This is a genomic window from Colwellia sp. MB3u-41, assembly GCF_014076845.1.
GTDB lineage: Bacteria > Pseudomonadota > Gammaproteobacteria > Enterobacterales > Alteromonadaceae > Colwellia_A.
This window is the reverse complement of the sequence record NZ_JACGUT010000074.1, coordinates 26,000-38,770: the sequence shown is the minus strand read 5'-3', so window position 1 is coordinate 38,770 and position 12,771 is coordinate 26,000. Positions and strand designations below refer to the sequence as shown.

Sequence of the window (12,771 nt, the reverse complement as noted above, 5' to 3'; positions counted from 1 at the left end):
AAAGACTTGTTGGCTGGCTTAAGCTATTTTTAAATAATCTTTGATTATTTTTGCGCCATTATTGGCTTGAATCGGCTTGAAAATGAACCCCGACACACCACTTTGTTGGCATTCATCGACAAGTGCTTTATCAGTGACTGATGACAACATAACAACCGGCACATTTGAACCACTTGCTCGGATAACTTTTAATGCTTCGTTGCCGTTCATTTGCGTCATAACGACGTCCATGAAAAGAAAGTCAGGGGCTTCGTTTTTTACAGCTTCTACCGCAGTACTACCATCATCAGCTTCAATGACATTTTCATAGCCTAAACCAGCTAAAAAGCGCTTTAATGCTTTTCTTATCATCGCGCTATCGTCAACAAGTAATATTTTACTGTCTTGGGGTAAAGGTGTGTTGTGTGGATTAGCAATACCCGCACTTTGCTCTCTTTCAACATTGTTTGTTTGGAAGTTAACATTACGTACCAATAAATTAAAATAATAGCGACCAACGCCTTCAACGGTAATTGGCACAGTGACTATTTCTTTAACACCTTCGAGGTATTTTTCCATATCTTTAAAATCATGAATAAAATAGGGGCTAGAAAAATCAAACTGTAAGTTATTTCGACTCAGTAAGTCGGTAGCACGACCTACAATAGTATTGCCCCATTCTGCTAAAGCATGACTCAATTCTTCATTTATTTCTGTGTAATCATAGGCTTCATCAAACATATTTTGACAAACAGAATTACCAATAGCCACTGCAGTTTCTGGATAATGATGCATCATTATTACCCCATCTAAACAGCCGGTAATATCAGAACAAACGGCATAACCTTTAAAACGAAAGTCTTCAACTTTATCCATAAAGGCGTCGCCTGCATTACCCGATAAACTGGTCATCGATTTTAAGCTAGCAATAGATTCATTAATGAAAGGGTGTAGGGTGACTTTGTAAATTGTATCAATAGACATGAAATATCCGCATATATTATTTTTATTGTGCGAACAAAATACTAGAGCAAATAGGGTTTTGCAAGGAAATACCCAAGGCGATTAACAAGCTTTGATTATTTTTATTTAATAAAATATCAAGCACCAATCACTTCTGTGCTGCTACTGGTGAAAAAACAACCAATAATATTGAGGATTAAGTAGAGAAAATAGAGTTTTTACTGTATAATGCGGCACTTTATTTTGATGGTCTTAAATATGTTTCTATTTTTGCTATCTTTACCGTTGCTGGTTAATCATTTTAGTTAGCACTATTTAGGAATTTATCTTTGATCACTACATCTAACATTACAATGCAATTTGGCGCAGAGCCTTTGTTTGAAAACATCTCGGCAAAATTTGGCAATGGTCACCGCTACGGTTTGATCGGCGCAAATGGTTGTGGCAAGTCTACATTTATGAAGATACTGAGTGGCGATTTAGTGCCAAGCTCTGGCAATGTATCGGTCAGTACGGGCAACAAAGTCAGTACTTTGGGACAAGATCAATTTGCCTTTGAACAACACAATGTTATTGATACTGTGATCATGGGTGATATGCCTTTATGGAAAGTAAAGCAAGAAAGAGATGCTATTTACGCACAAGCTGAAATGAGTGAAGCTGACGGCATGCGTGTTGGTGACTTAGAAAGCGAATTTGCTGAAATGGATGGTTACACCGCTGAAAGTCGCGCGGGTGAAATTTTATTAGAAGCAGGCATTGAAGAATCTTTTCATTACGGTTCAATGCAACAAGTTGCGCCAGGTTGGAAGCTTCGTGTACTTCTTGCACAAGCCTTGTTTGCCAACCCTGATATTTTATTACTCGATGAGCCTACCAACAACTTGGATATTCATACTATCAGTTGGTTAGAAACAGAATTAAACAAGCGTAAATGCACCATGATCATTATTTCGCATGATAGACATTTTCTTAATTCTGTTTGTACGCATATGGCTGACATTGATTACGGTGAATTACGTGTTTATCCGGGTAATTACGAGTTTTTCTTAGAGCAGTCGGGCTTGTTACGTGAACAGTTATTAGCGGGTAATGACAAAAAAGTTGCTGAAATTGCTGAGCTACAAGATTTTGTTAACCGTTTTGGTGCAAATGCTTCAAAAGCGAAGCAAGCAAGTTCTCGTGCCAAAAAAATGGATAAAATTAAACTTGATGATGTTAAATCGTCCAGTCGTATCACACCTAAAATTGCTTTTGCTCCAGGCAAGAAAATGCACCGTCAAGCATTAGAACTTGAAAATCTAAGTCATGGTTTTGATGGTGAAGTATTATTTGAAAAAGGTGACTTATTACTTGAAGCGGGTGCTAAATTAGCCATTATCGGTGAAAACGGTGTTGGTAAAACAACATTGCTACGCTGTTTAATGAGCGAGTTAACGCAAACTAAAGGTGTTGTTAAGTGGTCTGAAAATGCTTCTGTGGGTTATTGCCCACAAGATAGTGGTTCATTTTTTGATAATGACTTAACCCTCATGGAATGGATGTCGCAATGGCGCAGACCTTGTCATAACGATTTAAGTGTTCGTGGCATGTTAGGACGTATGTTATTTACTGATGACGATGCAAACAAAAAAGCACGTAACTGTTCAGGTGGTGAAAAGAATCGCTTGTTATTTGGTCGCTTAATGATGGCTGATATCAATGTATTAATCATGGATGAGCCGACTAACCACATGGATATTGAAGCGATAGATGCATTGAACAATGCACTGAAAGACTTTGAAGGTACGTTAATCTTTGTTAGCCATGACCGTGAGTTCGTTTCAAGCTTGGCAACCCGTATTATCGATATTAAAGATAAAAAGCTTGTTGATTTCCAAGGTTCTTTAGACGAATACCTAGATAGCCAAATGCAGGCACAAAAAAGAGCTTAGTCTTTTTTATTGGCTTAATTGAAGTTTAAAAGCGTCTTTAATGACGCTTTTAAGTCTTTGGTTAAGTCACTTTATGACGATATATAAATAAATGAGTTAGGCAGAATTCAAAACGAGTGCGCTATACTCTCTATCTTTTTGAATATGACGCTATGTTATATTCACTCCTACTACGACTTCTAGGCTTATACATGATAAACAATGACATTCTTCGTCGCTTAAGTACTTTACTTGGTTTTGATGACGAAAAAACACGCGCAGTATTTAAATTAAATGCGTGTGACATAACTGCAGATAAATTGGTTTGTTTTTTTAAAGAAAAAGATGATGCTGCTTACATTGAATTACTTGATGTGGAATTTGCTAGTTTCCTTAACGGTTTAATTGTCGAGAAAAGAGGGGCAAAAGAAGGTCCACAAGCAGTGCCTGAAAATGATTTAACGAATAACGCCATTTTTAATAAATTGAAAATAGCCTTTTCTTTACAAGCTGATGACGTAATTGATACGCTTGAATTAGCTGAGTTGAGTCTAACCAAATATGAATTAAGTGCATTCTTTCGAAGTATCAATAATAAGCACTATAGAGAGTGTAGTGATGAAGTTTTGTCGACCTTTATCAAAGGTTTGAAAATTAAACTTCAAGGATAGTATCATGCCATTTTCGACATTGGGATTAAGTGACCCCCTTTTAAAAGCGCTTGCTGAATTGAATTATAGCGAGCCAACGGCTATTCAGAAAAAAGCAATACCCGTTGTTTTATCAGGTAAAAATCTTGTTGCTGCCGCGCAAACGGGGACCGGTAAAACGGCGAGTTTTGTTTTACCCATTCTTGAAAAACTTAATACCGATCGAAAATTACGTGGTAAACGCATTCGAGCACTTATTCTTACGCCAACGCGTGAGCTCGCGGTGCAAGTAGAACAAAGTATTCGTGATTACGGTAAACATCTAAACCTTAGTTCAATGGCCATGTATGGCGGTACTGATATTGAGCCGCAAAGGCAAAAGCTCATTTGGGGGGTCGATATTGTTGTTGCAACCCCAGGTCGATTACTTGATATGGCGCATCAACGTGCTTTGCATTTTGATGAACTCGAAGTCCTTGTTTTAGATGAAGCCGACAGAATGCTTGATATGGGTTTTATTGAAGATATTAATAAAATTATTGAACGTTTACCGCTTGAGCGTCAAAATCTATTATTTTCAGCGACTATTTCTGATGATGTTCGCTTGTTATCAAAGAGAACCTTTAGTAATGCGACAGAAATCTCAATCGGCAATAATAGCGCGTCAAAGCCTAAAATTGACCAATGGTTAATAACCGTTGATAAAGGTAATAAATCTGCATTACTGAGCCATTTAATTAATGAAGAAAAATGGCAACAAGCGCTCATTTTTATTGAAACAAAACATGGTGCGGCTAAATTAGTCAGCCAATTAGAAAAACGCGGTATCCATGCTGAATCTATCCATGGTGGTAGAACGCAAGCGATGCGAGAACAAGTACTTAATGACTTTAAAGCGGGAAAAATTAAATTTCTTGTCGCTACTGGTATTGCTTCTCGTGGTCTTGATATCGGTGAGCTTGTACGTGTGGTTAATTACGACTTACCCGATCAAGTTGATGACTATATTCACCGAATAGGTCGAACAGGTCGCGCAGGTGCTTCTGGCGAAGCGGTATCATTTGTCGCAAAAGATAACTTTAGAAACTTGTGTGCGATAGAAAGTCGTTTAGGGCATGTTATTAAACGCAAAGAATTTGAAGGCTTCCCCGTCAAAAAAGCTGTGCCAGTTTCTATTTTAAATTATGTGCCTAAAAATAAGAGATAAATTTAAAATATTTCACTCTCATCAGTTAAGTATTCATTAGACCAGCCAATATACCCGCTTCACCTCAATATGCAGTAATCTGCATCTTGAAGTGGAACGGGTATATATACTTAACTGGCTATATTTAGCTTCAGCAATCGGCTATATTTACTTTAATACATTCTTCTGAAAAATTAATCCGATTGTGCATACCCTCTTAGATGTTTTACAAGCGATTTTATTTGTCGGTATACCTGTTGGTGTATTTAGTTTTTTGATGATCTACTTTTCTTATCAAAAAGGATATTTATCAACTGATTTTGAACTTAAGGATGCCTTTAAAAAAAATAACAACACAGGTTCTTCTCTTTCAAGAAAACACAAAAAAGAATTATTATTCTTACACTCTAAATGGGTCACCTTTGGCGGTGGTTTCTATGGGCTAATTGCGTTATTAACTTTTCTTATTATTGAATTAACTCAAGTGGTTAATTTTTTGTTTAGCATTACGGGTTGGCAAGATATTGTTGCATTATTCAGTTTTGACACTTTGATTGTTATGATTATTGATTCAATAACTAACATGGTACAAGCAATCATTTGGTTTACGTATTGGTCCGACAAATTCGATACTGAAAACTTCATAGTCTGGATTTTTATTGCTTATATAAGTTATCGTTTTTCTGAAAAATATGCCATGCGTTATACCGTTTATCAACGTAAACTTGCTATAGAAGAGGCTATAGAAGAATAAAATGGTAATGAATGCTCTTCTAATCGTTTGAGCATAACGTTGATGTGCTATTTTATTCTTACTTTCCTGTAAAAATAGCACGCCTTATATGGCTGTTTTCAGCTTTATTTCCTAATATTACTCGTCCTGCTTGTTGCTCTATTCCTAACATATTTAAATCATCCATATATTTAGGTAATATGTAACTTTTTGAAAATTCGGTAAATAATGAAGTGAAGATATTATTGTTCGTTAATTTGTCGAGTTGCTTGGTAATTTCTCCTGCCGATAAGTAGCGATCAAAGCAACATTTGTGTAATTCATGTAATGCCTTATCAAGTGAATAACCAGACTTGAGCTTTCTTAGGGCAATGTCAGCTTTAAGCCAATATAAGGCACCACTCCAATAAACGCGCATATAACTATGATTCTGATTAATATTATCACTCAAGTAATTTAACTTTTGATGATTATACTTCGTGTCTTTTCTGCCACGTTCAAATCCTTCATAGAGCTTTTGCCACATTTTACTTTCATTAAACATACCCGCACGCGCTTGAATTATATTTTGATAATAACTGGCGAGACCTTCAGAAAACCAACGGGAATCAGCGGCATCATAAGGGATAAGTAAGTGGCTAAATTCATGATATATCGTCCAATCAGCTTTTAATTCATTGAGGGTGCTTTTGGGATTCACAACAAGTGTCACCTCAGGAATAGTATTTCGGCTAACTTCTCCCCAAGGAACTACACCAGAGTCTCGTTTACTGAACTTTATTTTGGTGATGAAATGGTCAACAGGTAGTTCACCATAAACTAAGGTTAACGCATCACTACTATGATTAATCCATTGGCGTAAGATTTCTTTTTTATCTGAAGAAATATTTGATTGAAAGCGCACATCTATATTTTGGTTAAAATAAGTATTATCCTCATTACTTTTTGCAGAGGCAGGGCGAGTAAAAAGTATCAATAATAACGTAATACTCAGCACTGGATAGTTTAGTGCGTATTTATAAAACATAATCACAGACTAAATAGATTTTCATAAGCATCCTTTATTGTAGGTTCAACATCTCCAAAATGACCTTGGATTGTACTTATTCCTTTGAGAAATAGTGTAACAAGACATTACCAAAGAAAATAAATCACATTGGTCTTACGTTATAAGTGAGTTGAATTGATTAATTATTCAAGCTAATAAAATTATAGTTTAGGTCGCTATTATTTAATAAAAGTTATTAACTAGCGACTGTCACTCATCAAATCGTCGAGGATTAATTGTGCTTTTCTGGGGTGAGTCAAATCTATCACTTCGATCATTTCACATTCATCTCTTACCATTTCAGTAATATTACTGGGATATTGACGACAATCTTCTGGGCGGTCTAGATAAATACTGCAAGTATATTTTATTTGCTCAGATTCAAGTTGGTTTGGCATTTTTTCTAAGAAGGGACATTGCGTTAATTGTTCGCCTGTCTTAGGGCTAAACCAAATTTTGTCTTTAATCACATATTGATGAATATGTGGCCTGAATATCTCCCACATTTCAATGTCTTCAGCAGAAGCTTCAATGCCGCCATCGCCGTATTTGATACAACATTTCCCACATTGATTACAATCTTTCAAAGGATGTACTTCCCACTTTTTGTTTTAATAAAATTGTATCATAGTATTTCCAGTAATAATGGAGGGTAGGACTTCATTTATTATTCGTCAAAAGGTTGTTTTCATCCTTTAAGTTAGGGGGGCGTGTGCTGATTTGATCTCTGACCAGTTTAAAGTGACAATAAGCCCAATAAATGATTAAAAGGTAACAATTACAACGTGAAAAAATCTATTTTAATAACGGGATGCTCAAGTGGTATCGGCTTAGATGCTGCCTTGACACTATCAATGAGAGGTTATCAAGTTTTTGCTACAGCGCGAAAAGAAGCAGATGTATTAATGTTGCAAGAAAAAGGCTTAACCGCCTGCCAGCTTGACTTAACTAAAAGTGACAGTATTAAAACCGCGCTTTCTTTGGTACTTAAAGAGACTGGAGGAACATTAGACTTTCTCTTTAATAATGGCGCTTATGGACAACCAGGCGCATTAGAAGACTTATCAACACAAGCCCTTAAAATTCAATTCGACACTAATGTTTTTGGTTGGCATGAACTTACTAAGCAGGTTATTCCTGTTATGCGTAAACAAGGTCATGGTCGAATTATTCAATGTAGTTCTGTGTTAGGTTTTGTTTCTATGGCATATCGAGGGGCTTATAATGCGTCAAAATATGCGATTGAAGGCTTAACTGACACGTTAAGATTAGAATTGAAATCAGCTAATATTTCGGTGGTGTTATTACAGCCAGGACCGATTAATACACAATTTCGAGCGAATGCATTAAAGGCTTTTCAAGAACACATCGCTGATAAAAACAGTGCTCATCAAGTTCAGTATCAACAGCAAGTAGCAAGGCTGGCCAGTAAAACCTCAAATGCAAAATTTACCTTAGAGCCTGCTGATGTCACAGCAGTATTGATCCATGCTTTAGAACGTAAACGACCAAAAATACGTTATAGAATTACAGTACCCACTAAACTATTTGCTGTGTTCAAACGTATATTACCGGCGCGTTGGTTAGATAATCTTTTATCGAAAGGTTAAGCAGCCAAAATAAGGTAAACTAAATACAACAAAACTTAAATACACTCATCTTTAAAAGGTAACCCTAATGAAAAATACGTTAAAAGTCGTTTCTACATTATTAGCCATATTTACGAGCTTTAGTTTGCTCGCTTCTGATTTAAAAGTAGGGGAACAAGCACCTAACTTTAAATTACAGGCGACTAATGGTGATTATTATCAACTGAGTGACTATAAAGGTAAGCAAGCGGTTGTTTTAGCTTGGTACCCAATGGCTAATACTCGAGGTTGTACGATTGAATGTAAGTCATTAGTAGAAAAGGGGCATTTAATTAGAGAATACAACGCTAGCTATTTTATGGCCAGTGTAGATCCATTAGATGACAATAGAGATTTTGCAAAGAAAACAGGTGCAGATTTTCCGATGTTAAGTGATCCTTCCAAAGAAGCTGCTAAAGCGTTTGATGTCTTGAATATTATGCGAGTGGCCAGTCGTGTGACTTTTTATATTTCTAAAGACGGTCAGATATTAAAAATAGATGAAGACATTTCGCCCAAAACGGCTGCTGAAGATATTGCCAGTAACCTTGAGATGCTAAAAATAGCCAAAGCTCAGTAGTAGAAAGAGAGTAGCCAGATGTACTCTGGCTACTCAATATAAATTATTTAGCGAGTAACTTTTCTATATCAGCTTTAATGCTTTCAGGTTTAGTTGTAGGTGCATAACGCTTAATAACTTGCCCTTGTCTATTGACTAAAAACTTAGTGAAATTCCATTTAATACTTTTTGACCCTAATATTCCGGGTGCTTGAGCTTTTAAAAAAGTGAAAAGCGGGTGAGTGCTATCGCCATTTACATCTATTTTGTCAAATAACGGAAATTTGATATTAAAGGTTAAATCACAAAACTGTTTAATCTCCTCGTTACTGCCTTTTTCTTGTTGCTTAAACTGATTACAAGGGAATGCCAATACTTCTAAGCCTTGAGTTTGATACTCACTGTAAAGTGATTGTAAACCTTCATATTGTGGCGTAAATCCGCAGGCACTTGCCGTATTAACAATAAGCATGACTTTATTTTGGAAGTCTTTTAACTCAACGATTTCTTTTTTATTGTTTAGTGCATTAAATTGATAAATAGCATCAGACATTGATTATTCCTTTATATTAAGCGGCTTAAAATTTAGTGAAATTCTTCACAAGCTATCAAAGTGTTCTCGATTAAACTTGCTACTGTCATTGGACCTACACCGCCAGGTACGGGCGTAATATGAGCTGCTTTCGTTTTAGCTATATCAAAACCTACATCACCAACGAGTTTACCGTTTTCTAAGCGGTTAATCCCCACATCAATGACAATAGCGCCTGTTTTAATCCATTCACCAGGTATGAACTCAGGTTTTCCTACAGCAACCACTAATAAATCAGCGTTACGTATTTTGTCTTCAAGATTTTTGGTAAATCTATGCGTGGTGGTTACGGTACAACCAGCGAGTAATAACTCGAGTGTCATCGGGCGACCCACAATGTTTGATGCACCCACTATTACCGCTTCTAGACCGTGAGGGTCTATTCCGGTAGTTTCTATCAGTTTAATGATACCTTTAGGCGTGCAGGGGCGTAATCCTGGCTGACGTAGCGCTAGTTTACCGACGTTGAACGGATGGAAGCCGTCTACATCTTTTAAAGGGTTAATATGTTCGATAATCAAATTAGCATCTAGACCTTTGGGTAAAGGAAGCTGAACTAGAATACCATCAATGTTTTTGTCATTATTTAATTCATCAATTAAGGTAAATAATTCGGCTTGAGTCGTTGTGGGTTCAAGATCATAAGAGCGAGAAAGGAAACCGACTTCTTCACATGCTTTACGCTTGCTCCCTACATAAACTTGAGAGGCGGGATCAGAGCCAACTAATATGACTGCTAATCCGGGAGGTCGTAAGCCATTTTTAATGCGTAGTGCTACTTTTTCTTTCACTGAGAGCCTAAGCTGCTGAGCAATGTATTTACCGTCTATAAGAGTTGCTGTCATGATAGTTTCGATTCAATTAGTTAAATGATGAAAAACAAGTTTATTTTCGCATAAAAAGAAGGACTGTTATAGTTACTGTTCTTATAAATGTACATTATTAAATGATTTACGGTTAAATCAGGAAATTAAATAAGGAAAAGTACTATTAACCCTATATGAGAAGCTTAATTTATCCATCATAGCGGGACTGCTATATATTTAGCCAATAAATGGCGATTATCAAGCGTCTTGCTTTAAAAGTAAGCAAACGGTTATTTTTTTATAAAAAAGGTTTGACGGGGCTCAGGCAACTAGGTAATATCCGCATCCGTTGAAAGGGACGTATTTTTAGTTCTTCTTAACGTAGTACATATCGGTGATTAGCGCAGCTTGGTAGCGCACTTGGTTTGGGTCCAAGGGGTCGCAAGTTCGAATCTTGCATCACCGACCACTTTTTTAATTATGTTAATAACTAAAAATTTGGCCTGTAGGTAATGTGCGCCCTTAGCTCAGCTGGATAGAGCAACGCCCTTCTAAGGCGTGGGTCGCAGGTTCGAATCCTGCAGGGCGTACCAAACAATATTTTACAATGGTGGCTATAGCTCAGTTGGTAGAGCCCCGGATTGTGATTCCGGTTGTCGAGGGTTCAAGTCCCTTTAGCCACCCCATTTCTTCTCAAGAAATGATGTTAGATATTGTAATGAAATAGAATAAATGTCGGTGATTAGCGCAGCTTGGTAGCGCACTTGGTTTGGGTCCAAGGGGTCGCAAGTTCGAATCTTGCATCACCGACCACTTCTTATTTTATAAAATATTAACTTCAATAATTCTTCTTCTAAATACTTCATTATAAATAAATATCTTTTTGAATTTTTCGTATAACCATAATTATTGATCTTAAATAAAGTCATTACAGTCTATTTTTTTCTGTTTTTTTCACTGATTTTAAAAATAAGTCAAAAATAACGCGATTAAGGGGTCGACTCTTATATCAAGCATCGCTATAATTTCGCGTCATTATTTTAAAATCTAGGTTGTTTGCTTGGATTTTTCGGGCTTCTGTAGCGTTGGTTATAGGGCTACAAACGTCACACTCTTTGGCTATATTAAGCTGTGAAGTAGTTGTGTTATTGAAAGCGTTACTAAAACGCTAAGTTTTGAGGTATTAAAATGCAAGTTTCAGTAGAGACTACACAAGGTTTGGAACGTAAGTTAACTATTTCTGTTCCTGCAGAATCAGTAGATGTAGAAGTAAAAAACCGTCTTCGTCATATATCAAAAACCCAACGAATTAATGGTTTCCGTCCAGGTAAAGTACCTGCGACTGTTATCCAAAAGCGTTACGGTCAATCAGTTCGTCAAGAAGTTGCTGGTGAATTAATGCAACGTAACTTTGTTGATGCAATCGTTGCAGAAAAAATGAATCCTGCCGGCCGTCCAAGTTTTGTTGCTAAAAGCAATGAAGATGGCAAAGCGTTAGAATTTGAAGCGACTTTTGAAATTTATCCAGAAGTTACTTTAACGGGCTTAGACTCCATTAACGTTGAGCGTCCTGATGTTGAAGTTACTGATGCTGATTTAGATGAAATGTTCATTACATTACAAAATCAACACAAAACGTGGAAAGAAAATAAGCGTAAAACTAAGACGGGCGATAAACTTGTTTTAGACTTTACTGGTCGTGTTGACGGTGACATTTTTGAAGGTGGTGAAGCTAAAGGTTTCGAACTTGAATTAGGCGCTGGTCGCATGATCCCAGGTTTTGAAAAAGAAATTACTGGCATGAAAGCTGGCGATGAAAAAACAATTAAAGTCACTTTCCCTGATGATTACCATGCTGAAAACCTTAAGGGTAAAGAAGCAGAGTTTGATATCGTTCTTCATAGCACTGAAGGTCCAGTCTTACCGACAGTTGATGAAGATTTTGCTAAATTGTTTGGTGTTGAAGCCGGTGGTGTTGAAGCACTACGTACGGAAGTCAGCACTAATATGACGCGTGAGTTAACTCAAGCCGTAAAAGCCAAGGTTAAAGAGCAAGTTATTGAAGGCTTATTAGAAGCTAACGAAGTAGAAATTCCTAAAGCATTAATTGCTCAAGAAATTGATGTTTTACGTAAGCAAGCTATGCAACGTTTTGCGGGTCAAATGGACCCTAACAACATGCCAGAGCTTCCAGCTGACATGTTCGAAGAGCAAGCTAAACGTCGTGTTAAAGTTGGCTTATTACTCGGTGAAGTGATCAAGATTAATCAATTGAAAGTTGACGAGAACAAAGTTAACGAATTAATTGCATCTGCAGCATCAGCTTACGAAGATCCAAAAGAAGTTATTGAGTACTACGCAACAAACAAAGAGCTTAATCAACAAATGCAAAATGTTGCATTAGAAGAGCAAGCTGTTGAGTTGTTACTTGAAAGTGCAAAAGTTAACAATAAAAAAGCTAGCTTCAAAGATATTATGAACCCAGAAGGTAAATAATACTGAGGCTCCTAAGGTTTTTGTCACAGAGCAAAGAAACTTAATAGGCTTGGTATGTACCGATTGACTAAATTTGTAGCATTTTATTGAAACAAATTTAAATTGGGTGACCTTTTCGATTGACATTATGTCAAGCAATCGCTTAAATGGCTGGTATGGGGACATACGAGCCATTTTTTATATAGAAAGGAAATTTTAGTTGTTTACTTCTCACAATA

12 protein-coding genes and 4 tRNA genes are annotated in these 12,771 nt (G+C 36.7%); 11 read left to right on the top strand and 5 right to left on the bottom strand.

The features are described 5' to 3' along the window. Nucleotides 1-18: 18 nt before the first annotated feature. Entirely contained in the window at nt 19-963 is a 945-nt protein-coding gene (locus H4J73_RS07870; protein WP_182180106.1) for a response regulator, read from the bottom strand. A gap of 308 nt (nt 964-1,271) precedes the next feature. Here H4J73_RS07870 and H4J73_RS07865 point away from each other — a divergent pair, with 308 nt between their 5' ends. From H4J73_RS07865 to H4J73_RS07850, 4 genes are all read left to right on the top strand, one after another. Then, nucleotides 1,272-2,876 carry an ABC-F family ATPase gene (locus H4J73_RS07865; protein WP_182180104.1) on the top strand — a complete coding sequence of 535 codons (1,605 nt, stop codon included), beginning with the start codon at nt 1,272-1,274 and terminating at the stop codon, nt 2,874-2,876. Nucleotides 2,877-3,067: 191 nt separating this feature from the next. Further along, the gene (locus H4J73_RS07860) at nt 3,068-3,526 is read left to right on the top strand and encodes a DUF1456 family protein (RefSeq protein WP_182180102.1); all 459 of its coding nucleotides are present in this window, start codon (nt 3,068-3,070) and stop codon (nt 3,524-3,526) included. Nucleotides 3,527-3,530: 4 nt separating this feature from the next. Then, nucleotides 3,531-4,712, top strand: a complete 1,182-nt coding sequence (locus H4J73_RS07855) for a DEAD/DEAH box helicase (protein ID WP_182180100.1) — start codon at nt 3,531-3,533, stop codon at nt 4,710-4,712. A gap of 184 nt (nt 4,713-4,896) precedes the next feature. Further along, on the top strand, nt 4,897-5,445 hold the full coding sequence (locus H4J73_RS07850) for a hypothetical protein (RefSeq protein ID WP_182223854.1): 549 nt from the start codon (nt 4,897-4,899) through the stop codon (nt 5,443-5,445). 58 nt (nt 5,446-5,503) lie between these two features. On the opposite strand, the gene H4J73_RS07845 is transcribed toward H4J73_RS07850, so the two are convergent. Then, nucleotides 5,504-6,451, bottom strand: a complete 948-nt coding sequence (locus H4J73_RS07845) for a hypothetical protein (RefSeq protein ID WP_182180097.1) — start codon at nt 6,449-6,451, stop codon at nt 5,504-5,506. Nucleotides 6,452-6,672: 221 nt separating this feature from the next. Beyond that, nucleotides 6,673-7,059 (bottom strand): YkgJ family cysteine cluster protein, encoded by a 387-nt coding sequence (locus H4J73_RS07840; protein ID WP_182180095.1) that lies wholly within the window; start codon nt 7,057-7,059, stop codon nt 6,673-6,675. 198 nt (nt 7,060-7,257) lie between these two features. Here H4J73_RS07840 and H4J73_RS07835 point away from each other — a divergent pair, with 198 nt between their 5' ends. Together H4J73_RS07835 and H4J73_RS07830 are read left to right on the top strand one after the other, a co-directional pair. After that, a complete protein-coding gene (locus H4J73_RS07835) occupies nt 7,258-8,082 on the top strand; it encodes an SDR family oxidoreductase (protein ID WP_182180093.1) in 825 nt (274 codons plus the stop codon). Nucleotides 8,083-8,149: 67 nt separating this feature from the next. Next, nucleotides 8,150-8,680: a redoxin domain-containing protein gene (locus H4J73_RS07830; RefSeq protein WP_182180091.1), complete on the top strand. Its 531-nt coding sequence runs from the start codon at nt 8,150-8,152 to the stop codon at nt 8,678-8,680. A 43-nt stretch (nt 8,681-8,723) separates the two neighbouring features. Here H4J73_RS07830 and H4J73_RS07825 read toward each other — a convergent pair whose 3' ends face one another. Then, nucleotides 8,724-9,212 (bottom strand): glutathione peroxidase, encoded by a 489-nt coding sequence (locus H4J73_RS07825; RefSeq protein ID WP_182180089.1) that lies wholly within the window; start codon nt 9,210-9,212, stop codon nt 8,724-8,726. Between the two features lie 32 nt (nt 9,213-9,244). Further along, nucleotides 9,245-10,096 carry a bifunctional methylenetetrahydrofolate dehydrogenase/methenyltetrahydrofolate cyclohydrolase FolD gene (folD, locus tag H4J73_RS07820; protein ID WP_182180087.1) on the bottom strand — a complete coding sequence of 284 codons (852 nt, stop codon included), beginning with the start codon at nt 10,094-10,096 and terminating at the stop codon, nt 9,245-9,247. A gap of 353 nt (nt 10,097-10,449) precedes the next feature. Here folD and H4J73_RS07815 point away from each other — a divergent pair. The 5 genes from H4J73_RS07815 to tig all read left to right on the top strand — a co-directional run bounded on the left by H4J73_RS07815 (nt 10,450) and on the right by tig (nt 12,553). Then, a tRNA-Pro gene (locus H4J73_RS07815) sits at nt 10,450-10,526 on the top strand. A gap of 47 nt (nt 10,527-10,573) precedes the next feature. After that, nucleotides 10,574-10,650 (top strand) — tRNA-Arg (locus H4J73_RS07810). Nucleotides 10,651-10,667: 17 nt separating this feature from the next. Further along, nucleotides 10,668-10,743: transfer RNA gene (locus tag H4J73_RS07805), tRNA-His, on the top strand. Between the two features lie 50 nt (nt 10,744-10,793). Further along, nucleotides 10,794-10,870 (top strand) — tRNA-Pro (locus H4J73_RS07800). A gap of 375 nt (nt 10,871-11,245) precedes the next feature. Beyond that, the gene (tig, locus tag H4J73_RS07795) at nt 11,246-12,553 is read left to right on the top strand and encodes a trigger factor (protein ID WP_182180085.1); all 1,308 of its coding nucleotides are present in this window, start codon (nt 11,246-11,248) and stop codon (nt 12,551-12,553) included. The last annotated feature ends 218 nt before the right edge of the window (nt 12,554-12,771 follow it).